18 protein-coding genes are annotated in these 24,793 nt (G+C 69.7%); 4 read left to right on the top strand and 14 right to left on the bottom strand.

All coding sequences use genetic code 11. From position 1 onward, the window contains the following. Positions 1 to 420: 420 nt before the first annotated feature. Both tyrS and ACWGID_RS24655 read right to left on the bottom strand, forming a co-directional pair. The gene (tyrS, locus tag ACWGID_RS24660) at positions 421 to 1,713 is read right to left on the bottom strand and encodes a tyrosine--tRNA ligase (RefSeq protein ID WP_452200238.1); all 1,293 of its coding nucleotides are present in this window, start codon (positions 1,711 to 1,713) and stop codon (positions 421 to 423) included. Positions 1,714 to 1,937: 224 nt separating this feature from the next. Next, a complete protein-coding gene (locus tag ACWGID_RS24655) occupies positions 1,938 to 2,975 on the bottom strand; it encodes an App1 family protein (protein ID WP_452200236.1) in 1,038 nt (345 codons plus the stop codon). A gap of 110 nt (positions 2,976 to 3,085) precedes the next feature. Here ACWGID_RS24655 and ACWGID_RS24650 point away from each other — a divergent pair, with 110 nt between their 5' ends. Beyond that, positions 3,086 to 4,036 (top strand): LLM class flavin-dependent oxidoreductase, encoded by a 951-nt coding sequence (locus ACWGID_RS24650; RefSeq protein ID WP_452200234.1) that lies wholly within the window; start codon positions 3,086 to 3,088, stop codon positions 4,034 to 4,036. On the opposite strand, the gene ACWGID_RS24645 is transcribed toward ACWGID_RS24650, so the two are convergent. The 8 genes from ACWGID_RS24645 to argC are packed head-to-tail and all read right to left on the bottom strand — an operon-like array spanning position 4,033 to position 11,903. After that, the gene (locus ACWGID_RS24645) at positions 4,033 to 4,716 is read right to left on the bottom strand and encodes a DNA-3-methyladenine glycosylase (RefSeq protein ID WP_452200232.1); all 684 of its coding nucleotides are present in this window, start codon (positions 4,714 to 4,716) and stop codon (positions 4,033 to 4,035) included. The genes ACWGID_RS24650 and ACWGID_RS24645 overlap by 4 nt on opposite strands. A 22-nt stretch (positions 4,717 to 4,738) precedes the next feature. Then, positions 4,739 to 6,154, bottom strand: a complete 1,416-nt coding sequence (argH, locus tag ACWGID_RS24640; RefSeq protein ID WP_452200230.1) for an argininosuccinate lyase — start codon at positions 6,152 to 6,154, stop codon at positions 4,739 to 4,741. A 9-nt stretch (positions 6,155 to 6,163) separates the two neighbouring features. Continuing rightward, the gene (locus tag ACWGID_RS24635; RefSeq protein ID WP_452200228.1) at positions 6,164 to 6,673 is read right to left on the bottom strand and encodes an arginine repressor; all 510 of its coding nucleotides are present in this window, start codon (positions 6,671 to 6,673) and stop codon (positions 6,164 to 6,166) included. Beyond that, positions 6,670 to 7,605: an ornithine carbamoyltransferase gene (gene argF / locus ACWGID_RS24630; protein ID WP_452200226.1), complete on the bottom strand. Its 936-nt coding sequence runs from the start codon at positions 7,603 to 7,605 to the stop codon at positions 6,670 to 6,672. The genes ACWGID_RS24635 and argF overlap by 4 nt, the downstream gene beginning before the upstream one ends. Then, positions 7,602 to 8,804 carry an acetylornithine transaminase gene (locus ACWGID_RS24625; protein WP_452200224.1) on the bottom strand — a complete coding sequence of 401 codons (1,203 nt, stop codon included), beginning with the start codon at positions 8,802 to 8,804 and terminating at the stop codon, positions 7,602 to 7,604. The genes argF and ACWGID_RS24625 overlap by 4 nt, the downstream gene beginning before the upstream one ends. After that, positions 8,801 to 9,676: an acetylglutamate kinase gene (gene argB / locus ACWGID_RS24620; RefSeq protein ID WP_452200223.1), complete on the bottom strand. Its 876-nt coding sequence runs from the start codon at positions 9,674 to 9,676 to the stop codon at positions 8,801 to 8,803. Before argB ends, ACWGID_RS24625 begins: the two co-directional genes overlap by 4 nt. Next, on the bottom strand, positions 9,673 to 10,875 hold the full coding sequence (argJ, locus tag ACWGID_RS24615; protein WP_452200221.1) for a bifunctional glutamate N-acetyltransferase/amino-acid acetyltransferase ArgJ: 1,203 nt from the start codon (positions 10,873 to 10,875) through the stop codon (positions 9,673 to 9,675). The genes argB and argJ overlap by 4 nt, the downstream gene beginning before the upstream one ends. Continuing rightward, positions 10,872 to 11,903 (bottom strand): N-acetyl-gamma-glutamyl-phosphate reductase, encoded by a 1,032-nt coding sequence (gene argC / locus ACWGID_RS24610; protein ID WP_452200219.1) that lies wholly within the window; start codon positions 11,901 to 11,903, stop codon positions 10,872 to 10,874. Before argC ends, argJ begins: the two co-directional genes overlap by 4 nt. 162 nt (positions 11,904 to 12,065) lie before the next feature. On the opposite strand from argC, the gene ACWGID_RS24605 reads away from it, so the two are divergent. Genes ACWGID_RS24605 through ACWGID_RS24595 form a run of 3 tightly spaced genes read left to right on the top strand, consistent with a single transcriptional unit; the run spans position 12,066 to position 14,053 of the window. Then, a complete protein-coding gene (locus tag ACWGID_RS24605; protein WP_452200217.1) occupies positions 12,066 to 12,620 on the top strand; it encodes a carboxymuconolactone decarboxylase family protein in 555 nt (184 codons plus the stop codon). Then, entirely contained in the window at positions 12,617 to 13,501 is an 885-nt protein-coding gene (locus ACWGID_RS24600; RefSeq protein WP_452200215.1) for an RNA polymerase sigma-70 factor, read from the top strand. Before ACWGID_RS24605 ends, ACWGID_RS24600 begins: the two co-directional genes overlap by 4 nt. Positions 13,502 to 13,534: 33 nt before the next feature. After that, entirely contained in the window at positions 13,535 to 14,053 is a 519-nt protein-coding gene (locus tag ACWGID_RS24595) for a GNAT family N-acetyltransferase (protein ID WP_452200213.1), read from the top strand. Positions 14,054 to 14,129: 76 nt separating this feature from the next. On the opposite strand, the gene ACWGID_RS24590 is transcribed toward ACWGID_RS24595, so the two are convergent. The 4 genes from ACWGID_RS24590 to ACWGID_RS24575 form a co-directional block, all read right to left on the bottom strand. Beyond that, a complete protein-coding gene (locus ACWGID_RS24590; RefSeq protein ID WP_452200211.1) occupies positions 14,130 to 19,871 on the bottom strand; it encodes an Ig-like domain-containing protein in 5,742 nt (1,913 codons plus the stop codon). A gap of 127 nt (positions 19,872 to 19,998) precedes the next feature. Beyond that, positions 19,999 to 22,209, bottom strand: a complete 2,211-nt coding sequence (locus ACWGID_RS24585) for a hypothetical protein (RefSeq protein WP_452200209.1) — start codon at positions 22,207 to 22,209, stop codon at positions 19,999 to 20,001. After that, the gene (locus ACWGID_RS24580; RefSeq protein ID WP_452200207.1) at positions 22,206 to 23,207 is read right to left on the bottom strand and encodes a glycosyltransferase family 2 protein; all 1,002 of its coding nucleotides are present in this window, start codon (positions 23,205 to 23,207) and stop codon (positions 22,206 to 22,208) included. The genes ACWGID_RS24585 and ACWGID_RS24580 overlap by 4 nt, the downstream gene beginning before the upstream one ends. A gap of 41 nt (positions 23,208 to 23,248) precedes the next feature. Then, the gene (locus ACWGID_RS24575; protein WP_452200205.1) at positions 23,249 to 24,790 is read right to left on the bottom strand and encodes a gamma-glutamyltransferase; all 1,542 of its coding nucleotides are present in this window, start codon (positions 24,788 to 24,790) and stop codon (positions 23,249 to 23,251) included. Positions 24,791 to 24,793 lie beyond the last annotated feature (3 nt).

Raw genomic sequence — 24,793 nt, 5'->3', positions numbered from 1 at the left:
AGGAAGACGTTCAACGCCTGTGGACGGGGTTAATGCATCTTTCGGCATTGACTTTCGGCACGCTGTTGAGTTCTCAAGAATCGGACGCTCACCGCAGTCTGACTTTTCAGCCAGGCTCCCGGGGCAACCTGCGTTACTCTACCGGATCAGATCCACCGGGTCAAGTCCCAGTTTTGCCTGATCCCCACCCGCGTCTCGCTGGCCGACCCGAGTCCGAAGACACGTTCCGGCTGAGCTAGCCTTGGGGGGTTTGGAGCGACCGGCCGCTTTCGCGTCCCGCGCCTCGCTTCCAACAAGAAGAACATTACGTGGCTCCCAGGTTGCCGGTCAAATCGGCCCCCGGTGGGCAGCATCACAGGCTTGTAATTTGCCTTCGACAACCGCGATGTGGGAGTGGAGGCCACTCCCACACCGAAGCCGTCAGCCCTGCGTCGGTGTCGCCAGAACCCCTGCAAAAGAACGCTTCCCACGCCGCAGCACCAGCACGCCACCAGGCAGCAGGTCGTCCACGGCCGGCACGTACTCCGCGTCCTTCACCTTCTCGTTGTTCAGGTAGGCGCCACCTTCGGCGACCGTGCGCCGGGCAGCTGACTTGCTCGCCACCAACCCCGACTTCACCAACAGGTCGCCGTACGTCGGCATCGGCTCGCCGGCGCCGAGCTCTACATGGGGTGCTTCCTGCAGCGCCGCCACGAGGGTGGAGCCGTCGAGTGACGCCAACTCCCCCTGGCCGAACAGCGCCTTCGACGCCTCCTGTACCCGCCGAGTCTCCTCGGCCCCGTGGACCAAGGTCGTCACGTCTTCCGCCAGTACGCGCTGCGCTTCCCGCGCCTGTGGCCGCTCCGCCGTCGCCTGCTCCAGCGCAGCCATCTCCTCCGCGGTACGGAAGGTGTAGAACCGCACCAGCTGCATCACGTCGCGGTCGTCGCTGTTGAACCAGAACTGGTAGAACGCGTACGGCGTCGTCAGCGCGGGGTCCAGCCAAACCGTCCCGGACTCCGTCTTCCCGAACTTCGTCCCGTCCGCCTTGGTCACCAGTGGTGTGGCCAACGCATGCGCCTTGCCCTGCTCGGTACGCCGGATGAGCTCCACGCCGGCGGTCAGGTTCCCCCACTGGTCGCTACCGCCCGTCTGCAGCGTGCAGTTGTGCCGCCGGTACAGCTCGAGGAAGTCCAGCGACTGCAGGAGCACGTAACTGAACTCCGTGTAGCTGATCCCCTGCTCCAGTCGCGCCTTCACCACCTCGCGACCAAGCATCCGGTTCACCGGGAAGTGCTTCCCGATGTCCCGCAGGAAGTCGAGCGTGTTGAGGTCCTTGGTCCAGTCGTAGTTGTTGACGATCCGCGCCGGGTTCGGCAGCGACTCGTCGAAGTCGACGAACTTCTCCACCTGGACGCGGACCTTCTCGACCCACTCGTGGACGACGTCCTTCGCGTTCAGCACGCGCTCCGACGTCTCCTTGGGGTCACCGATCAACCCGGTGGCGCCACCAACCAGTCCGATCGGGTTGTGACCCGCCAGCTGGAGCCGCCGCAGCGTCAGCAGCTGCAGCAGGTTCCCCATGTGCAGGCTGGGCGCGGTGGGGTCGAAACCGACATAGGAGGTGATCGGTCCAGCTGCCATCGAGGCCCGGAGGGCGTCTGGATCGGTGGAGTGGGCGATCAGGCCACGGCTCTCCAGGTCGTCAAGCACCTGAGTGCGGCGTTCGGTCACTAGTTCTCTCCTCGAGTACGTCGGTCACTACTAGTGTCCTGTGTCGGGAGTTCGGCGAGTGATTTCGGTGGTCAGGTGCGTGCATCGCGGTGCTTGGTCAGTGGCCTCGATGCGGAGCATCGTGGGCGCTGGCCAAGTGCCGCGAGGTGCGTGCCTGGGCGCCGAAAGCGCCGTCGAACTCCCGACACAGGACACTAGTGTCCTGTACGCCGGAGTGCTGCGGCTCAGGTGGGTTCGGGACGGGTGAGGACCGAACGGAGCTGTGGACGGAGCGCGTGTCCGTCCGGCCCCTGCACCGTGGCCGCCGTCGGCCGGTGTGGATCGTGAGCGCCCGGATCCGCGTTCGGGACCGGTAGACCGTGCGACAGGACCTGCTCGGCCGGAGTCAGCTGGCGGATGCCGATGGCGAGCACGTGATCCGGGTGGCTCTGCGCGAAGTCGCCGTACAGCTGGGGGTCGTGCTGGCCGTCGTCGCCGATCAGCACCCAGCGGACGTTCGGGAACTCGCGCGCCAGCCGGCGGAGTGCCGTCCGCTTGTGTTCCTGGCCGCTACGGAACCACCCGGTGTTCGTCGGCCCCCAGTCCGTCATCAGCAACGGACCCGGCGGGTACCCGTGCCGCGCGAAGAAGCGGGTCAGCGTCGGCGCGGTGTTCCACGCCCCGGTCGACAGATAGAACATCGGCGCACCCGGGTGGTCGGCCAGCAGCTCGTCGTACAGACCTGCCATCCCTGGTACGACGCGGCGCGCCTGCTCGTCGCGGACGAACGTGTTCCATGCCGCGATGAACGGCCGCGGCAGCATCGTCAGGATCACCGTGTCGTCGATGTCGCTGACCAGTCCGAAGGTCGCGTCCGGATCCGGGACGAAGATCCGCGCCCGGGCCTTGCGGTCACCGTGCACGCCCAGGGCGATCTCGTGCCACCCCGGCGGCAGCACCACCGGCACGGTCAGGTCGATGAACCCGCCGCGGTCGGTGACGGTGTCGAAGGTCTCCCCCGCAACCGTGACCGTCACGGGCACCTTGGTCGCCGGCGCGGTGACGAACGCGCGCCAGCCACGGACCACCTGGTCCTCGTCGTAGCGCGGTTGGTTGCGCGGGTCCCGGCCGAGCACTACGCGCGCGAGCACACGAACGAACTCGGTGTTGCCGTACCCGACCTGCGGGATGATCCGCTCCTGCCAGCCGCGCCGCCGTAACACCGCCTGCACCCCGACGTTGAACCAGTCCTCGAGACGGGACGCGTAGTGCGGACGGGCCATACCAGAAACCTACCCGGCGCACGGGCCGCTAGTCGTCCTCCCTCGCGGTCCGTGGACACCTTTGACCTGCCCGTTCACCAACTGTCGGTGCCATCTCCTAACGTCTCCCCATGAGCGCTCTCGGAATGTGCTTCCCCCGGACCTACCCCGCCGCCCTGGTCACCGATGTCGCGCGCCGGCTCGAGCAAGGTGGTGCGGACGAGCTGTGGATCATCGAGGACTGCTTCTTCACCGCCGGTCCGTCGCTGGTGTCCGCGGCGCTGACGTCGACCGAGCGGCTCACCGTCGGTCTCGGCATCGTGCCCGCGGTCGCGCGCACCGCCGCGGTGACCGCGATGGAGTTCGCGACCTTGGAGGCGCTCGGGCCCGGGCGGTTCCTGCCGGGCATCGGCCATGGCGTGCAGTCGTGGATGGGGCAGATGGGCGTCCGGCCGAAGTCGCCGCTGACGACGCTCGACGAGGTCACCACGACCGTCACCCGGCTGCTCGCCGGAGAGGAGGTCAGCTTCGAGGGGAAGGCGGTCTTCCTCGACAAGGTGAAGCTGGACGCGCCTCCGGCCCAGGTGCCGCCGATCCTGCTCGGAGTCCAAGGGCCGAAGTCGATGGCGCTGGCCGGCCGGGTCGCCGACGGTGTGGTGCTCGCCGAGCCCGCGACCGCGCCGTACGTGCGTCAGTCGGTGGAGTACGCCGGATCGCCCGAGGGATTCGTGGTGGCGGTGTTCGCGGCGATGTGCGTGCGCCCGGACCGCAAGGCGGCGTACGAGTGGACCGCGCCGTGGCTCGGGTGGCGGATCGGTGAGCGGCCGCCGCAGCTCACCGCGCTGCCGTTCTTCGACGACATGAAGGAGTTGTACGACGAGTCGGGCGAGGCCGGCCTGGTCGGGATGCCGACCGACTGGTGGACGGCGATCGGCGCGATCGGGACGCTCGACGACGCGGCGGCGCACCTCGAGACTCTGAAGGCGGCCGGGGTGCACCACATCGGGCTGTTCCCGGATCCCGAGGTCGAGCACGGCCTCCCCCAACTGGACTACGTGCTCGAGTTGGCGAACCGCCGCTAGGCACGCTTCTTCGGGACGTGCGGGCGGTACGGCGAAACGGTCGGATCGTCCGGGATCCAGAATCGCCACGGCCAGTCGGCAGCGTCGCGCAGGCCGACGCGGGGACCGGTGGACGGCTCGCCGTCGAAGCCGGGACCGGCGACGAGCTGGACCGGCGAGTCCTTGGCCAGCAGGTCGACGCCGTTGCCCTCGCGTCCGATGCCGAGGGCAACACACAGGCGCGCTGGACCGCGCGCGAGGTCGCGGTCCGGGTTCGGCTTCGGACGTTTACCGACAGGACCTTGGCGAACGCCGGCTTTCACCTGATTGAAGACGGACTTCTGCTCGGCCACCGGACCACGGCGGACGCGGGCGAGATCCAGCCCCTCGATGACCTCGCCGGCGCGCAGCAGGACCGCCGACGGTTTGCCTTCGGGGCCGACCACGACGTTCATGCAGAAGTGCATGCCGTAGGTGAAGTACACGTACAGGAAGCCCGCCGGCCCGAACATCACCGCGTTCCGGGGCGTCTCCCCGCGGTACGCGTGCGATCCGGGGTCGTTCGGACCGTCGTACGCCTCGACCTCGGTGAGGCGGACCGCGACGGTCCCTTCGTCCGTGGTGCTGCGCAGCACCATGCCGAGCAGCTTCGGGGCCACCTCCAGCACGGGACCAGCGAGTAACGACCGGCGCACAGGCATGCGCAGCACCCTAGACGACGGGTCAGACGAGCCGGGCGCTGAACTCCCCCGCCCGCGCCCGGAGCTCGCTGACCTGTTCGGCGACGCGGTCCTGGGCGGTTCCGCCGCGCGTGTTGCGCGACGCCAGGGAGCCTTCGACGGTGAGCACGGAGCGGACCTCGGGCGTGAGGTGCGGGGAGATCGCGGCGAGGTCCTCGTCGGTCAGGTCCCACAGCTCGATACCGCGCTTCTCGCACTCCTGGACGCAGGCGCCGGCCAGTTCGTGCGCGATCCGGAACGGGACCTGCTGCCGGACCAGCCACTCGGCGATGTCGGTCGCCAGCGAGAAGCCCTGCGGTGCGAGCTCCGCGAGCCGATCGGCGTTGAACCGCAGCGTCCGGATCATCCCGGTGAACGCGGGCAGCAGCACCTGGAGGGTGTCGATGGAGTCGAAGACCGGCTCCTTGTCCTCCTGCAGATCCCGGTTGTACGCGAGCGGCTGCGCCTTCAGCGTGGCCAGCAGACCGCTCAGGTTCCCGATCAGCCGTCCGGACTTGCCCCGGGCGAGCTCCGCGATGTCCGGGTTCTTCTTCTGGGGCATGATGCTCGACCCGGTCGAGAACGCGTCGTCCAGCTCGACGAAACCGAACTCCTTCGTCGCCCAGATGATCACTTCCTCGGCCTGCCGGGACAGGTCGATCCCGATCTGCGCGGTGACGAACGCGAACTCCGCCACGAAGTCCCGCGACGACGTTCCGTCGATCGAGTTCGCCGACGAGTTCGTGAAGCCCAGCTCGGTCGCGACGAAAACCGGGTCCAGCCCGAGCGAGCTGCCGGCCAGAGCCCCGGAGCCGTACGGCGAATCCGCGGCGACGCGCGCGTCCCAGTCGGCGAGCCGGTCGAGGTCGCGGATCAGCGGCCAGGCATGCGCGAGCAGGTGATGCGAGAGCAGCACCGGCTGCGCGTGCTGCAGGTGCGTCCGCCCCGGCATCGCGACGCCGAGGTGCTGCTCGGCCTGATCCGCCAGCGTGCTGACCTGCTCGAGCACCAGCCGCGCGATGATCCGGCCCTGCTCGCGCAGGTACGCCTTGAACAGCGTCGCGACCTGGTCGTTCCGCGAACGTCCGGCGCGCAGCCGGCCGCCCAGCTCCGGCCCCAGCCGGTCGAGCAGCCCGTGCTCCAGCGCGGTGTGCACATCCTCGTCGGCCTCAGCCGGCAGGAACTTCCCAGCGAGTACGTCGTCGAGCAGCGCGTCGAGTCCGGCCAGCATCGCGGCCAGGTCCTCGTCGCTCAGCAGCCCGGCCTTGTGCAGCACCTTCGCGTGCGCCTTCGACCCGGCGATGTCGTACGGCGCCAGTCGCCAGTCGAAGTCCGTCGACTTGCTGAGGGCCGCCAGCGCATCCGCCGGACCGCCCGCGAACCGCCCACCCCACAGAGCGGCGCTTTCTCCAGAACTCATCGTTCTCCTCTACTTCGGTTCGCGCGCGGCGAGGGACAGGAAGCGGGCGGCGAGGGCCTCACCGCCGGTGGGGTTGCGGGAGACGACCATGACCGTGTCGTCACCCGCGATGGTGCCGAGGACGTCGTCCAGACCCACGTGGTCGATCGCCGACGCGAAGTACTGGGCCGCCCCCGGCGGGGTTCGCAGGATCACCAGGTTGGCGCTGCCCTCGGCCGACACCAGGAGCTCGGACGCCACCCGGGCCAGCCGGGCCTCGAAAGCGGCCGCCTCACCGGCGCGCGGCGTACGGTCACCACCTTCACCCGGTACGGCGTACACCAGCTGGCCGGACGCGTCGCGGACCTTCACCGCACCGATCTCGACCAGGTCGCGGGACAGTGTCGCCTGCCCGACCACCAGACCGGACGCGGCGAGGAGATCCGCCAGCTCGGTCTGCGACCGCACCGGCTGCCGACCGAGCAGATCGACAATCCGCTGCTGCCTTGCGGTCTTGGTAGTCGGTACGGCGATGCTCATGCGCTAAAGCTCCTTGCCAGCAGCCACGACAGCAGCGCCTTCTGCGCGTGCAGCCGGTTCTCGGCCTCGTCCCAGACGACCGACTGCGGACCGTCGATCACGGCCGCCTCGATCTCCTTGCCACGATAGGCGGGCAGGCAGTGCAGGACGATCGCATCCGGCTTCGCCTTGGCGAGCAGTTGCTCGGTCACGGCGTACGGAACGAACGGCGCCTCGCGGTCGGCCGCCTCGGCCTCCTGACCCATCGACACCCAGGTGTCGGTGGCGATGACGTCGGCGCCGTCGACCGCGGCAACCTCGTCGGCCGTCCACGCGACCGATCCCCCGGTCGTCGCCGCGATCTCGGCGGCGCGCGTCAGGATGGCGGGATCCGGCTGGTAGTCCGCCGGCGACCCGACGACGACGTGCATGCCGGCGGTCGCTCCGCCCAGCAGGTAGGAGTGCGCCATGTTGTTGGCGCCGTCGCCCAGGTACACCAGCTTCAGCCCGGCGGTCGCGCCCTTGTGCTGTCGCACGGTCTGCAGATCGGCGAGGATCTGGCACGGGTGGAACTCGTCGGTCAGCGCATTGATCACCGGCACCGACGACGCCGCGGCCATCTCCTCGATGCGCGCCTGCCCGAACGTCCGCCAGACGATCGCCGCAACCTGGCGGTCGAGGACCCGCGCGGTGTCCGCGATCGGCTCGCCACGCCCGAGCTGCGAGTTCTGCGCGTCGATGATCAGCGGCGAACCGCCGAGCTCGGCGATCCCGACCGCGAACGAGATCCGGGTCCGCGTCGACGTCTTGTCGAAGATCACCGCGACGGTCTTCGGCCCGCTCAACGGCTGATGCCCGTGCCGATCCCCCGCCAGCTGCGCGGCCAGCGTCAGTACTTCGTCCTGCTCGACCGGCGACAGATCGTCGTCCCGCAGGAAGTGCCTAACGCTCATTTCGCCCCCGCTTTGTCCAGCAGCCCTGGGAGGGCTGCGACGAAACTGTCCACATCAGCCTTGCTCAGGATGTACGGCGGCGCCAGCCGCAACGCGTTCGGAACCGGATTGTTGATCACGAACCCGGCTTCCAGCGCCGCCGCCGCGACCTGGTCCGACACCGGCTCCGCCAGCTCGATCGCCAGCAGCATCCCGCGACCACGGACGCCAGTGATCATCGGATGGTCGAGCGCGATCACCGACGACGCGAGGTGGTTGCCGACGGCATTCACCTGGGCGAGCAGCCCGTCCCGCTCGATCACCGTCAGCACCGCGAGCCCGGCGATCGCCGCGACCGGGTTGCCACCGAACGTGGTCCCGTGGTTGCCCGGCTGCAGCAGGTCCGCCGCCGCGCCGAGTCCGACGCAGGCACCGATCGGGATGCCCGCTCCGAGCCCCTTCGCCAGGGTCACGATGTCCGGCACGATGCCCTCGGGCTGGTACGCGAACCAGGTCCCGGTCCGTCCGACGCCGGTCTGGATCTCGTCGATCCACAGCAGCGCGCCGTGCTCCGACGTGATCCGCCGCGCCGCCTGCAGGTACCCGGCCGGCGGTACGACGACACCGTTCTCCCCCTGGATCGGTTCGAGCACCACCGCCGCGGTCTCGTCGTCGACCGCGGCAGCCAGCGCGGCGACGTCGCCGTACGGGACGAACTCGACGTCGCCCGGCAGCGGCGCGAAGGCCTCGCGGTACGCCGGTTTCCAGGTCACCGCGAGCGCGCCCATCGACCGTCCGTGGAAGGCGCCGACGGTCGACACGATCTTGGTCCGGCCGGTGCGCCGGGTGATCTTGAAGGCGGCCTCGTTCGCCTCGGTGCCGGAGTTGGTGAAGAACACCTTGCCCGGCGCCTCGAAGAGACTGAGGAGTTTCTCGGCCAGCGCGATCTGCGGCGCGGAGGCGAAGAAGTTCGAGACGTGGCCGAGGGTGGCGAGCTGCGAGGTCACGGCGGACACCACGAACGGGTGCGCGTGGCCGAGGCAGTTCACCGCGAGGCCGCCGAGCAGGTCGAGGTACTTGTTGCCGTCGGCGTCCCACAGGTACGCACCCTCGCCGCGGACCAGCACCCGCTTCGGCGCGCCGAAGGTGTTCATCAGCGCACCGGAGTACCGCTCGGTGAGCGCGGCCTGGGAGCCGTCGACGGTGACTAGTTCGGTCATGACGGGATCACCTGGGTTCCGCTTCCGGCATCGGTGAAGATCTCGAGCAGCAAGGAATGGGGGACGCGGCCGTCGATGACGGTCGCTCGGGAGACGCCGGACTCGACGGCGCGCAGGCAGGCCTCCATCTTGGGGACCATGCCGGACGCGAGCGACGGCAGCAGTTCGGCCAGTTCGGTGGTGTCGATCTGGGTGATGATGTCGTCGCTGTCCGGCCAGTTCCGGTAGAGCCCGGCGACATCGGTCAGTACGACGAGCTTCTCCGCACCGAGCGCCGACGCCAGCGCGGCGGCCGCGGTGTCCGCGTTCACGTTGTGCGCCTGGCCGTCCTCGTCCGGCGCGATCGTCGACACCACCGGGATCCGGCCCGCGTCGATCAGGTCGACCACCGCCTCCGGCCGGACCTCGACCACGTCGCCGACCAGCCCGATGTCGACGTGCTCACCATCGACGAGAGCGGTACGCCGCTCTGCGGTGAACAGCCCCGCGTCCTCGCCGGACATGCCGACCGCGAACGGGCCGTGCGCGTTCAGCAGACCGACCAGCTCGCGACCGACCTTGCCGACCAGCACCATGCCGACGACGTCCATCGCCTCGGGCGTGGTGACCCGCAGCCCGCCGCGGAACTCGCTGTCGATGCCGAGCCGGCCGAGCATCTCGCTGATCTGCGGTCCGCCCCCGTGCACGACAACGACCCGAACCCCGGCGTACCGGAGGAAGACGATGTCCTCGGCGAACGCCTGCTTGAGCTTCTCGTCGACCATCGCGTTGCCGCCGTACTTCACCACGACGGTCTTGCCGTGGAACTGCTTCAGCCACGGCAGCGCTTCGGTCAGTACGGCGGCCTTCTCGACCGCTTCGCCGTACGTCATGAGGAGTACGCCGAGTTCTCTTCGACGTACGCGTGCGACAGGTCCGTGGTGAGGACGGTCGCCGACGCCGGGCCGGCGTGCAGGTCGATGAGTACGTCGATTTCCAGACCGCTGATGTCCGCTTCGGAGCGGTCGACGCCCTTGCCGCCGGCCTTGCAGATCTGCGCGCCGTTCAGCGTGATGTCGAGCAGCGCCGGGTCGAACGCGGTCGGGGCGTTGCCGACGGCCATCGCGATCCGGCCCCAGTTCGGGTCGGAGGCGAAGAACGCGGTCTTGCAGAGATTGTCCTCGGCAACGATCTTCGCGGCGGCCAGCGCCTCGGCCTCGGTCGCGGCGCCCTGCACCGTGATGCTCACGTGCTTGGTGACACCCTCGGCGTCCGCCTGCAACTGCTTCACCAGGTCAGCAGCCAGAGCGGTCAGCGCGGCCTCGAAGGCCTCCGGAGTCACGGTCACGCCCGATGCGCCCGAACTGAGCAGCAGCACCGTGTCGTTGGTCGACGTACCGCCGTCGACGTCCAGGCGGTTGAAGGTCTTGGCGACCGCGTTCCGCAGCGCGTGGTCGAGGTGCGGCTGGTCGAGGACGGCGTCGGTGGTGAGGACGCTCAGCATCGTCGCCATGTTCGGCGCGCACATGCCGGCGCCCTTCGCGAAGCCGCCGATGCTCCAGCCGTCGGCGTGCTTGAGCGCGGACTGCTTCGGCACGTTGTCGGTCGTCATCACCGCGGTCGCCGCGGCCAACCCCGCCTCCGGGCCACCAGACAGAGCGGCGACCGCCTTGTCGATCCCCGCAATCAGCTTTTCCATGGGAAGCCGTTCACCGATCAGGCCGGTGGAGCAGACGCCGATCTCCGCGGCGCCGACACCGAGCACCTCGGCGAGCTTCTCCGCGGTCTTGTGGGTGTCCTGGAAACCCTCCGGTCCGGTGCAGGCGTTCGCACCGCCGGAGTTCAGGACGACGGCCTTGAGTTTTCCGGCGGTCAGGACCTGCTGCGACCAGAGCACCGGCGCGGCCTTCACCTTGTTGGTGGTGAAGACGCCGGCGGCGACGTCGTGCGGTCCGTCGTTGACCACGACGGTGAGGTCCGGCGTACCGGCTGGTTTGATTCCGGCGATCACTCCGGCCGCGCGGAAACCCGCCGGCGCGGTGACCCCGGCGCTCCGATCGACTTGAGTGTCCGGTGTGACGGCGACGGTCACGGGGCTACTCCTACGAGGGGCAGGGCCAGGGTCTCGTCGAGACCGGTGGCCAGGTTCATGCACTGCACGGCGGCGCCGGCGGTGCCCTTGGTGAGGTTGTCCATCGCGGCCACGATGACGGCGCGGCCGGTGCGCTGGTCCAGGGCGACCTGGAGCTGAACGGTGTTCGCGCCGAGGGTGGCCTGCGTCTGCGGCCACTGTCCCTCGGGCAGTAGGTGGATGAACGGCTCGCTCGCGTACGCGTCCTCGTACGCCTTCCGGAGCGCGGCGTAGTCGGTGCCCTCGGCAACCGGTGAGCTGCAGGTGGCGAGGATCCCGCGAGCCATCGGCGCGAGCACCGGCGTGAACGAGACGCTCACCGGCTGGTCGGCGTACGGCGTGAGGTTCTGCTCGATCTCCGGCGTATGACGGTGCACTCCACCGACGCCGTACGCCGACGCGGACCCCATGACCTCGGCGCCGAGCAGGTGAGCCTTCGGTGCCTTGCCCGCGCCCGACGTACCGCTGACGGCGACCACCACGAGCTGCGTGGGATCGACGAGCCCCTGCTGTACGGCGGGGAGCAGCGCGAGCGTGGAGACGGTGGGGTAACAACCCGGCACGGCGACTCGGTTCGACCCGCGGAGCTTCTCCCGCTGACCGGGGAGCTCCGGGAGCCCGTACGGCCACGAGCCGGCGTACTCACCACCGTAGAACTCGACCCACGCCTCGGCCTCGGTCAGCCGGAAGTCCGCGCCGCAGTCGATCACGGTGACGTCCTCGCCGAGCTGCTCGGCGATTCCGGCGGACTGTCCGTGCGGCAGCGCCAGGAACACCACGTCGTGACCGGCCAGCGTCTCCGCCGTGGTCTCGACCAGGATGCGCCCGGCCAGCGGCACGAGGTGCGGGTGATGCGCGCCGAGCGCCGTCCCGGCGTTCCCGCCGGCGGTGAGGGCGCCGATCTCCACCTCGGGGTGGCTGCTCAGCAACCGGAGCAGCTCGCCTCCCGCGTACCCACTGGCTCCGGCCACCGCCACCTTCACGCTCATGTGAATGAGTATGCCACTAACCGAATGAATATCCAACCAGCCGGGTGTCCCGCCCCCTCCATACCCATTCATTCACACCAGAACCGCGTGTGACGCGGGTCATGTCACATGGTGGTCGGCGACGCGTGTCCAGGGGTACGACGACGAACTCTGGAGGACGAGATGACGCGGATCGGGCTCGAGCACCGCCGGACCTGGACGGTGCGGATCGTGGAGTGGATCAGCCGGCGGAAGTTCCGGAAGGTGCCGGACCCGGTGAAGGTCGGGCTGCACAACCGGCAGGTGCTGCTGTCGGTGGGCCTGCTGGAAGGTACGGCGGGCCGCTGGAAGGCGCTCTACCCGGAACTGAAGGCGCTCAGCGTGATGGTGGCGTCGGCCGAGATCGGGTGCAGCTGGTGCATGGACTTCGGATACTGGGAGTTCCACCACCAAGGCATCGACCCGGCGAAACTGCACGATGTGCCAAGGTGGCGGGACAGCGACGCCTACACAGATCTGGAGCGCGCCGTGATGGAGTACACCGAGGCGATGACGGCGACACCGCCGACCGTGACCGACGAACAGGTCGAGCGCCTGCGCCGGGACCTCACCGACGAGCAGCTCGTCGAGCTGACCGCAGTCGCCGCGCTGGAGAACTTCCGCTCCCGGATGAACGCCGCCGTCGGACTCACCAGCCAGGGGTACAAGGAGTACTGCGAACTCAGGCCGGTGCAGTGAGCGAGGACCAGCTGGCTCGGGAGTTCGCCGAGCACCGGTCCGTCCTCGTCGGAGCGGCGTACCGGGTGGTCGGGAGTGTGAGCGACGCGGAGGACGTGGTCCAGGAGGCGTGGCTGCGCTGGGCCGCGATCGATCACGAGGACATCCGCGACCCGCGCGCGTACCTGATCCGGATCACCACCCGGCTGGCGCTCAACCGGCTCCGCGAACAGAAGGCCCGGCGGGAGCAGTACGTCGGCCCGTGGCTGCCGGAACCGATGCTCGCGTCGGACGACGACCCGGCCGCCGCGGTCGAGATGGCCGACTCGGTGAGTATGGCGATGCTCGTCGTCCTCGAGACCCTCTCCCCACTCGAGCGCGCGACCTTCGTCCTCCGCGAGGTCTTCGATCTCCCGTACGGCGAGATCGCGGACACGCTCGGCCGCTCGGAGTCCGCGGTCCGGCAGCTCGCGCACCGGGCCCGCGAACACGTGCACGCCCGGCAGCCACGGCACCGCGTCGACAAGGCCCGGCACGACGAGCTGACGATGCAGTTCATGCGCGCGGCGGGATCGGGCGACTTCGACCAGGTGGTCGCGCTGCTCGCGCCGGACGCCGTACTGATCAGTGACGGCGGCGGCAAGAAGAAGGCGGCGCTGCGGCCGATCCACGGCGCCGAGAAGATCGCCCGCTGGCTGTTCGCGGTGCTCGCAGACAACCCGGGGTTCGAGATCCGGATGGCGACGCTGAACGACGAACTGGCCTACGTCGCGTACTTCGACGACCAGCCGGACACCGTGGCGTTCCTGCACAGCACCGACGGCCTGATCACCGACATGTACCTGATCCGGAACCCGGAAAAGCTCGGAACCGTACCCCCGCTGCATGCCCTGGAGCCGTAGACTATCTGCAACTCAGTCGCAGATGGAGGTGCGGTGAAGTACCTGGAGATGGAACCGGACGAGGCACTCGACCCAGGCCTGCGGGCGGACCTGCTCGACACCTGGGTCGCGGCCACGAACGCCGGCGGAGCGGTCGGGTACACCGCGCCGGCGCCGGTCGGGAAGATCGCCGAGAACCTGGACGGCGCGCTCGGCCGGGTCGGCGCCGGCCTCGACGTGCTCGGTGTCCTGCACACCGGTGAGCAGTACGTCGGGATGGGCATGCTGGTGAGTCGCGGCAGCGGTCTGCAGGAGCACTGGCGCACGGTGCTGCGGGTGATGGTCCACCCCGAGCTCCAGGGCCGCGGCGCCGGGCGGATGTTGATGGAGGGGCTGCGTGGTTCGGCCGTCGACCTCGGTCTCGAGCAACTGCAACTCACGATCCGTGGCGGGCTCGGCCTGGAGAACTTCTACGGCCCGCTCGGCTACCGCATCGTCGGCACCCATCCGCGCTCGGTCCGCGTCGCTCCCGACGACTACCGCGACGAACTCATGCTGGTGATGGACCTGTAGGCCATCACAATCCTCGCGCTCGGCTCGGCGCAGGCGGGGTGCGCCGGCCCGAGCGCGATTGTGATGGCCTGGCGGATCACCGTCGGCGCCGGGCCAGGGCGACCAGCGTCGCGCCGAGGGCGGCCAGAAGGATGCCGACGGTCAGCAGGACGGCGGGCGGGCCGCCGGTCGGTGGGAGTTCGGCGCGGTTGACCGTGCGGAGGTTCTCGGCCGGTGCCGCGCCGACGGTGAACTTCACCGGCGCGGTGACCGTCTCGCCTGTCTCGTCGGTCCGCTCGTAGGTGACCTTCGCGGTGCCGGTGAAGGCGGCCGCCGGCTTGAGCGTGACCGTGCCGTCGGTGCCGACCGACCAGGTACCCGATCCGTCGGTGACGTTCTTCGCGCAGTTCCCGGTCGCGGTTCGGAGGCAGACCGAGCTGGGCCGGATCGCACCGCTGTCGTTGAGCAGGGGATTGACCGCGACCGGGTTGCCCGGCGTCCCGGTCGCCGCGTCCGGTGCCGCCCTGGCGAGCAGCGGTCCGGCGACCGTCACGTCGAGCAGCGCGGTGTCCGACGTACCGTTCGCGTCGGTGACCCGATAGGACACCGCACGCGTCGTACCGATGAAGTCCTTCGCCGGGGTGTACGTGATCGCGCCGTCGGCGCCGGCCGCGACCGTGCCTTCCTTCGGCACGGTCACGGAACGCTTCTCCTTGCCGTCGACCGGATCCCGCAGTACGACGGAATTCGGGCGCAGCGGTGCGGACGGGTCACCGGGTTTGTCGTTGCCGAGCACGGTCACGACAACCGCCGTACCGAAGGCCGTGTCGGCGCTGTCGTCGACGACGACCGGACGGACCGGCACGACCGTGACGGTGATGGTCGCGCGCGCTGCGTTCCGATGGCTGTCCTTGACCTGGTACGCCGCCGGTCGCGTGGTTCCTGTGAAGGTCGCGACCGGGCTGAACGTGACCTTGCCCGCGGCGACGCCGTACGTGCCCTGACCGGCGACCGTCACCTGGTCGACGAGCGCGCCGTCCGGATCGACCAGCAGCAGCGACGCCGGGTCGAGTGTGGCGCTCGGGCCCGGCTTGTCGTTCGCGAGTGGGTCGATCGTGACCGCGACGTGCTGCTTGGTCCGGGCCTCGTCGGGCAGCGCGACCGGACGGGCCTGCGCCGTGATCACCAACGTGCCCGTGCCGACCGTGCCGTTGCGGTCGGCAACCTGATAGCCGACCGGGACCGCTGCGCCCACGAACCCGTCCACCGGCGCGAAGCGGATCGCACCGGTCGGCTGCACCGTGAACGTCCCCTCCCCCGGCACGACGAGCGACGCCGACGGATCCCCGGTCAGCGGGTCGGTCAGCCGGACACCGCCCACGACCAGCGGCGCCGTCGCGTCACCGGCCTTGTCGTTCGCCAGTACGTCGACCGTCACCGCGGTCTCGTACGGCGTCGTCGCGGTGTCGTCCGCGATGACAGGCGTGATCGCTGCGACGGTGACCGTCACCGAAGCGCCCGCCGTGTTCCCGGTCGTGTCGGTGACCTGATAGGCGACCGAGACCACACCGCGGTACGCCGGCTCGGGATCGAACGTGATCTTGCCGGCCTTCACCGAGAACACGCCCCGCCCGGGAACCACGACTTTCTCGCCCCAGGTCGCGCCGTAGATCCGCACCGAGGTCCGGTCGAGCTGCGCGCCGGTCCCCGGTTCGTCGTTGGCGAGCGGATCGACCATGACCGTCACGTTCTGCTTCGTGGTCACCGGATCCGCTACCGCCGACGGCCCCTTGCCGACCGTCAACAACAACTTGCCTTCGGCGGTGGTCCCGTTGCGGTCCCCGATCCGGTACGTCGCCGGCGTCGTCACGCCCTGGAACCCCTTCGCCGGCGTGAAGCTGACCGTGCCGTCGCCAACCCGGTACGTCCCCTCGCCCGCCTGCGTCATCGTCTTGCCGTAGTCACCGCTCGCGTCCTTCAGCACGAGGCTCGCCGGCACCAGCGGCGCCGACGCATCGCCCGGCTTGTCGTTCGCCAGTACATTCACCGAGACCGCATGGCCGTACGACGTGATCGCCGAGTCGTCGACCGCGACGGGACTGACCGGAGTCACGGTCATCGTCAGCACTGAGGCAGCGTGGTTGCCGTCCGAGTCGGCGACCCGATAGCCGACCGGAAGCGCCTTCCCACGGAACGCGGGCAGCGGATCGAACGCGATCGAACCGCTCGGCAGCACGCTGTAGGTGCCCTGTCTGGGCACGGTCACCTTCTTGGCGAACCCGGAGGGGATCAGCAACTCGACCGATCCACGATCGAGCTTCGCGTCCGTCCCCGGCCGGTCGTTGGACAGCACGTTCACCGTGACGGTCACGTTCTGCAGGGTCGAGGCACTATCCGCGACCGCGACCGGCGGCTGCCCGACCGTGACTGTCAGGCGAGCGGTCGTCGCAGTCCCGTTGCTGTCGGCCACCCGGTACGTCAGCGGCGTACCGGGACCGCGGAACGTCGCGCCCGGAGCGAAGCGGACCGCTCCCCCGGATGCGGCGTACACGCCCTCGTTCGGGATCGTCACGCTCGCCTTCGGCAACCCGTCCGCCGGATCCACGATCCGCAAGCTGCTCGGCACCAGCGGCGCCGACGCGTCGCCCGGCTTGTCGTTCGCCAGCACCTTCACCACGACCGGTTTCGCGTACGGCGTCCGCGCGGTGTCGTCGGCCGCGCTCGGGGTGATCGGCGTGATCGTGACCGTGATCGTCGACCGCGCGGTTTGACCGAACAGGTCGGCGACCTGATACGTCACCTTGGTCGCCGTACCCGTGAAGCCGGGCACCGGGTCGACGCTGACCGAACCGTCCGCGTTGACCTGGTAGTCGGCCTGCCCCGGGATCCTCACCAGCTTCTTCAGCGACCCGTCGGCCGGGTCCACCAGGCTGAGGCTGTGCGGATCGAGACCGGTCCCGCGGCCCGCGGTGTCGTTGGCCAGCGGATTCACGCGCAGCAGGAGGTTCTGTTTGCCAGTGGCGGTGTCCGGGGTCGCGCTCGGCGCGGGCGGCTTGGCGACCGAGACGGTCAAGGTCGCCGTGGTCGTCGTACCGTTCACGTCCGCGACGCGGTAGCCGACGGGCGTCGCCGGGCCGGTGAACTTGGGCAGCGGATCGACGGCGATCGTCCCCTCGGCCGTCCCGGTGTACGTCGCCTGGCCGGCCACCACGAGCGTGGTCGTCGGGAGCTTCGTGACCGGGTCGATCAGCCGCACGCTGCTCGGCACCAGCGGCACCGACGGATCACCCGGGTCGTCGTTCGCCAGCACCGCCACGGTCACGCCGGTGTCGTACGCCGTACCCGCGGTGTCGTCGGACGCATCCGGCTGGACCTTCGTCACGCGCGCGGTCAGCGTCGACTTCCCCATCGCGCCGTTGCTGTCGGCAACCTGATAGCCGACCGCGGTCGCGGCACCGCTGAACGCCGGCAGCGGCTCGAACAGCACTCGGCCGTCCGGCTTCACCGAGTACTTGCCCTGCCCGGGCACGGCCAGAGTGGTGACCGGATCCGCGTCGGAGATCAGCCGCACGCTCCCTGGCGTCAACGCGGCGCCGGTCGGTCCCGGCTTGTCGTTGTCCAGGACCGCGACGACCACCGACCGACCTTGCAGGGTCGCGACCGTGTCCGGGTTCGCGACCGGCGGGCCGGGGGCGTCGACCGAGACGGTGAGCTCGGCGCGCGCCGCCGTACCGTTCTTGTCGAGCACCTGGTAGGTCACCGGCGTACCGACACCGGTGAAGCCGTGCAGCGGCTGGAACGTCACCTTGCCCTCGGACACCACGTACGTGCCCTGCTGGGCGACGGTCACCTTGTCGACGAGTTCCTTGCTGACCGGGTCGACGAGCCGCAACGTGCCCGGGACGAGCGGTGCGTCCGGCGATCCCGGCAGGTCGTTGTCGAGCACGGGTACGACGGCATCGGTGTCGAACGCGGTCGAGACCGAGTCACCGTTCGCGGTCGGCGTCACCGGCGTGACCGTAACGGTCAGCGTCGACTCGGCGGTCTGGCGGGTGGTGTCGGTGACGCGGTAGCCGATCGAGGTACCGACGCCGGTGAACTGCGGCTTCGGGACGAAGTCGACGTTGCCGTTCGGCTTCACGACGTACTGGCCCTCGCCGGGGATCGTCACCGTCTTCTTGAACGTCGCGTCGGCGGGATCGCGGAGTACGACGGATCCGGGCACGAACCGCACGCCCGGGGCCGCGCGGTCGTTGGCCAGCGGCGTGACGGCCACGCTCACGTTCTGCGGGGTCGTCGCGGTGTCGGCGCCGGCGACCGGGTGGTCGGGCAGCGAGACCGTGACGGTCAGCTTCGCGGTGGCGGTGACGCCGTTGCTGTCGGCGACCCGGTACGTGACCGGCTTCGCCGGGCCGACGAAGCCGGGGATCGGCTCGACGCGGATCGTGCCGTCGGATCTGGCGACATACTTCGCCTGGCCGACGACGTTCACCATCTCGACGCAGTCGCCATCGGCGACGAGGCACAGGGTCGCGGGCGTGAGCGGCGTACCGGGATCGCCCGGCTTGTCGTTGGCGAGCACCGGGACGACGAGAGCGGTGTCGAATCCAGCTGTCGCGGTGTCGTCGGTCAGCACCGGCGGAGGCGGCGGCGTGATCGCGAACGAGTAGTCCTCGACCTCGCCCGCATCCGCGGCACCGGTCGGTTTCTCCACCTGCGCCTCGGTGTAGCCCACTCGCACCCGCGCGTACGACGCTCCGGCCTTGGGCGCGAGCTCCGCCCAGCGCAGCGTGACCGTGGTCTGCTTCGCGGCGAACGGTGCGCAGGCTCGCTCGCCCGGCTCGAAGGTGCCGTTGACGTTGAAGTCGATCCACGCGCACGCTCGTCCCGCCTTCGACGTACCGGCGAGCTGCAGGTCGGCCGTGTACGTCGTCTGGTTCGTGCGCACCGGCTTGAACACCACACCGTCGTCGCCTTGATCCGGCGTCACCGGCCCCGCGGTGCCGTTCGCGACCGCGGCGTTGTCCTCGGTGACGTCCTCACCGAGCTGTACGTCGCTCACCGCCGACCACGCCGCGCCGTACGACGCCGGCGCGTCACCGAAATCCTCGGGAGCGGTCGCGACGATCGAAAACGCGTCGCCGGACGAGCCGTTGTTCAGCGCTGGGAGTTTCGGGTGTTTGGTGAACTGAGCCGCGACGTCGAACGTGACCTCGGTGACGACGCCGTTCACCCGGACCGATCCACAGGCGGCGGTCGCCGTGGTGTCGAGCCCGGACGGCGACTTCATGTTCACGCAGTTCGGACCGGCGTCGTGATTGGCCGCGGTGACCGTGTCGCTGGTGACCGCGAGGTTGTTGCCCTGGCCAAGCTTCGTGAGGCTCAGGCCGGGCGTGGTCAGCGTGAGGATCGAGTGCAGCTCGGACTGCGCGGTCGTGCGGCCGCTGACGGTCCGGGTGACCGAGCCACCAATGCCACCGAGGTGCAGCACCGGGTTGCGGACCGGTTGGGAGAACGCGATCGTCACCGTGCCGCGGTCACCGCAGCCGCCGGAGGACGCGCAGTCGCCGGTGCTCACCACCACGTCCTGGACCGGGGTGCTCTTCGCGATCGCCGGTTGATAGGTCGTCGGGCCGAGCCCGCGGAAGCCGGCGGTCGTCGGGTCGCCGAGCTCGGTCTTCCCGGTCACCGTGATCGTCTGCCGCAGCCCCGAGCCCGGCATCACCGTGGTCGCCGAGTCGCTGAACGGTGCCGTCGGCACCTGATAGGCATGCGCCGGGACGGCGCCCATCAGGCCGAGCGCCACAAGAATCGCCAGCCCCGGTCGGGTTGCCCGCATGTCTCCCAGCCCTCCCGAGCAATCACTGCGCACATTTCTGTACTCAGTCACGTGCATTGCATCGGCCGCGTGGCGGGCGGGCCTGCGTAGACGTAACGGACTACGCCGACTCGATGTTACGGGAGAATCACTCTCCGAGGTCGTAGATCCGGACCCGGCCGATACTGTGTCGGCGGTCGGCGAGCCGATCGAGCTCCGCGGAAACGGGACCGTTGCGCGTGTCGGCGTACAGCCAGCGGACGCCGTACTCGGTGCGCAGTCGATGCAGTACGTCGGGACTCGGGGCGGTGAGGGCCTGCTCGGTCAGCGCGACGCGGTCCGGCCACGGTGACGGCTGCTCGGTGTAGCGGCGGCCGCCGTTGCCTTGCGCGGCCATCGCCTGGTTCGTGTACGCCCAGCCCTCGATCAGCGCGCGGCGGCCGGCGATCCCGCTGACGAGGTACCCGCGGGCGTCGCAGCCGGGTTTCGGCGGACCGGCCGGGCGGCACCACGTGTTCGTCGCGACCACATCGGTCGGCTTGGAGTTCTGCCCGAGCCACAACGCTGCCTCTGCCTCGTCCGGGTACACCCACCAACGCGCCGCCCGGTACGTCGGCGCCTTCTCGGTGTCACCATGCAGCGCACCCTGCAGGAACGAACTGATCGGCGCGGTCGACAGCAGCACGAGTACGACGAACATGCCGCCACCCGCCTGCCGCAACGTGAGTCGCCATACGAGCAGCAGGAACAGCGTGATCCCGAGGACGACCAGAAGCATCCGGGTGCTCAACCACAGTTGGCGACCGGTCGACGCGGCCGGGACGCCACGGGCCCAGACGAGCAGACCGGCGTACCCGATCGACAGCACGAAGGCGGCGATCGCGATCGGGATCGGACGGCCGGACGCGCGGGCGCTGGACGCTGCGAACCAGCCGGCGCCGGCCAGGCTGAACGGGGCCGCGGTGTAGGCGAAGTACGACTCGCTCACCGACGGATGGTCGATCAGCAGGTACCCGGCCCAGCCCGCGATCATCGCGCCGAGCAGAAACCAGGCCACGGGGTCCTTGTGTCCGATCACGCCGAATCCTGCCCAGGACATCGCCTGGATGGTCAGCAGCAGTCCGAGCAACAGGCTGAGTGTGCCGATGACCTCGCCGTGCGCGAGTGCCGGGAGGATCAGCCCACCATCACCCGGCGGCGTTCGATCGCCGGTCGCCGCGCTGTAGACGGGCAGCGACTTCAGGACGGCGAGGAACTGCAGGCGTGACCCGTTGGTGCTGCCCGCAACGGTCAGGAACGTGATCGCGCCGACGATCACCAGCACCGCCGTCGTACCGATCAATTTCCATGGCAAGCGCCGGGTGGTGACGAGCAGGTAGACCGCCGCGAGACCGACCGCGGCGACCAGCAACGGCAACACGGTCGGCTTCGAGCCGCCGCCCACGATCGCGACCGGAACGGTGAGCAGCCACAGGGACCGAGGGCCGTCCTTGAACAGCAACTCGATCAGGAACACCGAGACGGCGACCGCCGCGACCATCCCGAAGGTCTGCGACGGGCTCAGCAGACTGACCGGCGGCGCGAGATTCACACTCGTGTCGACCAGCAGGAACAGCTGCGGCGCGGCCAGCGCGAGAGCCGCGAGTACGCCGGTCCACCACGTGCGGCTCACCGTTCGGGCGAGGGTCGCGCAGACGAGCAGCGTGACGACCAGCCAGGGCAGCACCCACAGCCGGAACAGCACGACCATCGGGGTCAGCCGGGTGACGTCCACCGTCGATGCCATGTCGGCGTTGGCGAACCAGTGATACTCGAGCCGCTCCCCCACCACCTGCGGGATGTCCGGCGACATCGAGCGGGTCAGCTCGTTCACCATCGACAGGTGGTACAGCAGGTCGGGGTAGTACGCCTCGCCGTTCGGCGGCATCGGGTGGTACGCCATCACGCCGAACGTGGTCGCGCCGACCATCACGGCCGCCGACACCGCCAACCCGAGCGTCCACGCGAACGGCAGCGGCCGGGGCTCGGCGATCCGGAAGTACTTCCGGCCGGCGACCGCGAACCCGATCAGGATCAGCGCCGGCCAGACGATCAGCCAGCGTTGCCACCCGAGCGCGGTGAAGATCGCCCAGCCGATCAGCTGCCAGGTCGCGCCGACGACCGCCCCGAGCCCGAGATCCTCGGCCCAGTTACCGGTACTGCGCCACGCGGCCCGGAGCAGCAGCGTGCCGGGAAGAGCGATCGCTGCCGCGAAGTACACGGCGTACTTGACGACGGGGCCGAACCCGACGTCGCCGAGCGATGCGAACCCACCGGCCGCCACCAGGATCGGCAGCAGCCACGGGGCGTTCCTCCTCATCTCTCAGAGGATGCAGGATCCCCTGCGGCCCGCTCGTGCAGCGGCTCCGGATGTCCGTGATCCACGAGACTGTCGTACCCGACCAGGAACTGCGGCCGGCGCTGACTCGACTGGAACAAGCGGGCGACGTACTCACCGAGCAGACCGAGGCAGAGCAACTGGATCGCGCCGATCACACTGACCGCGAGAACGGTCGACGTCCAGCCGGGGATGCTCCGGCCGGTCAGCTTGATCACCAGCGCGCCGACAACGAACAGCCCGGACATCGCGCCACCGAGCAGCCCAAGCCAGGTCGCCAACCGCAGCGGCGCCGCCGAGAACGCGGTCACACTGTCGAACGCCAGCCGCACCATCTTCGACACGCTGTACTTCGTCGATCCGGCGGCCCGCTCCGCCCGGACGTACCGCACCTCGGTGCTCGGGAACCCCAGCCACGGGATCACCAGGCGGAAGACGCGGCCGTCGTCGGGCAAGGCGTTCACCGCGTCGACCACGCGGCGCGTGACGAGGCGGAAGTCCGCGGCGTCGAACGGGATGTCCTTGCCGACCAGCCGGCTCATCAACCGGTAGTACAGCCGGGCCGTGGTGCGCTTCGCCCACGAATCACTCGAGCGGTCCGAGCGGACGCCGTACACGACGTCGACGTCCTGCTCGCGGACGGTCTGGAGGAACTCGGCGATGACCTCCGGCGGATCCTGCAGGTCGGCGTCGATCGTGACGACGTACCGGCCGCGAGCGCGGCGGAAACCGGCGGACTGGGCGGCTTGGTGACCGCTGTTGCGGAGCAGGCGGACGACCCGGAGCTGCGGCCAGTCCTTGGCGGCGTCGAGGAGCAGTGCCGCGGTGCGATCGCGGCTGCCGTCGTCGACGACCAGCAGCTCGTAGGTGATCCCCAGGCCGTCGAGCAGCGGATGCATGCGGTCGAAGAAGATCGGCAGCACCTCCTCCTCGTCGTACATCGGTACGACGACGGAGAGCTCGGGGTGCGTGTCCCGCATCGGCTGCCTTTCCGGATCCTGAAGTATCGAGGCTGACCCTACTAGGGCGAGATCGCGACCGCGCCGGTCCGGCGCGGGTCGCCGACGGCGAGCAGGCCGTCGACAGGCTCCCAGAAGGCGGCCGCGACGCCGCCGAAGTACATCGAGTGCGGGGGCATCGGGCGGGTCGGCAGCGCGGTCGAGCCCGATACCGGCAGGTCGTCCTCGTAGTCGACGACCACGTCCTCGCGAACCCGGACGTGCAGCCGCGGGTGCTCGACGGCTTCCCGCAGCGACAGGCCACCGTGCGTGTACAGCGCGTAGACCTGCGCGAGCGCGGTGGGAATCCGGTCCGACCCGGGCGAGCTGATCGCGAGTACGGCGCCGTCGCTGTCCCGGCGGGCGACGCTCGGAGCCATGTTCGAGGTGAGACGAGTGCCGGGCGCGAGGCTGTGCGGGCCGCCGTGCAGGAGCTCCTGCTCACCGAGGGCGTTGTTCAGCCAGATGCCGGTGCCCGGGGTCAGGACGCCGGAGCCGTAACCGGACGAGACGGTGATCGCGCAGGCGTCACCGTCGTCGTCGACCACACTCACCGTCGCCGTACTCGGTGAGGTCAGCGCCCGCAGATCCCCGGCCGCGGCCAGGTCGAGCACCTTCTGAGCCGCCAGGGTCCGCCGGTCCTCCTCGTCGAGCTCGGCGAGCCGTTGACCGAGCACGGCGTACTCGACCTCGACGAGTCGCTCGAGCTCGGGCCCGCTCCAGCCGCCATCGGCCGGTACGCCGTCCAGCAGCGCGAGCATCGCGGCGGTGGCGACGCCGCCGACCGCGGGCGGCGGGTTGGTCGCGAGCTGCCACCCGTTCTGCCGCACCACCAAGGCCGGGCGTACGACGGCTTCGTACGCCGCGAGGTCCTCGGCGGTGAGGATGCCGTCGTTCGCGGCCATGTCGTGGATGAGGAGCTGCGCGAGCTCACCGGTGTACATGGTCTCGGCGCCGTCGCGGGCGATCAGTTCGAGGGCCTCGGCGAGCTCCGGGATCACGATCGTGCTGCCGGCCTTGAGCACCTGGCCGTCCTCGTCGTGCACGACACCGTGGCTCGGTTGGTGCCAGCCGAAGATGATCTCGTGGGTGTAACCGAGGTAGTAGCCCGACGTCCGGCTGAGCGGGAAGCCGTTGCGCGCCACGTCGATCGCGGGCTGGACGACCTCACGCCACGGGGCCTTCCCCGACCGCTGGTGCGCGAGATCGAGGGCCTTCATCCCGCCCGGCGTGGCGACCGAGCCGTGGCCGACGGTGGTCGTCGTACCGCCGCCGTAGTCGGTGGTGATGTCCCAGACGCCGCGACCGAACCGGTCCGGCGGGAGGCCGCGGCCGGGCATCTCCACCCAGCCGTCGATGGTGACCGCATCGCCGCCCGCGACTTGCAGCGTGACGAACCCGCCCGAGGCCGGCGAGACCACGCCGATCTCGTTCACCATCGTGACGAGCGTCGCCGCGATCGCCGCGTCGACGGCGTTCCCACCTTCGGCAGCCACCCGCACACCGGCGTCGGCGGCAGCCGCATTCGGCGCCGCCACCGCCACCCGCGGGTGACTGCCCATCATGGT

This window comes from Kribbella sp. NPDC054772 (genome assembly GCF_053611945.1).
Note: the sequence above shows the minus strand (reverse complement) of the source record. Positions and strands in the feature narration are given on the sequence as shown.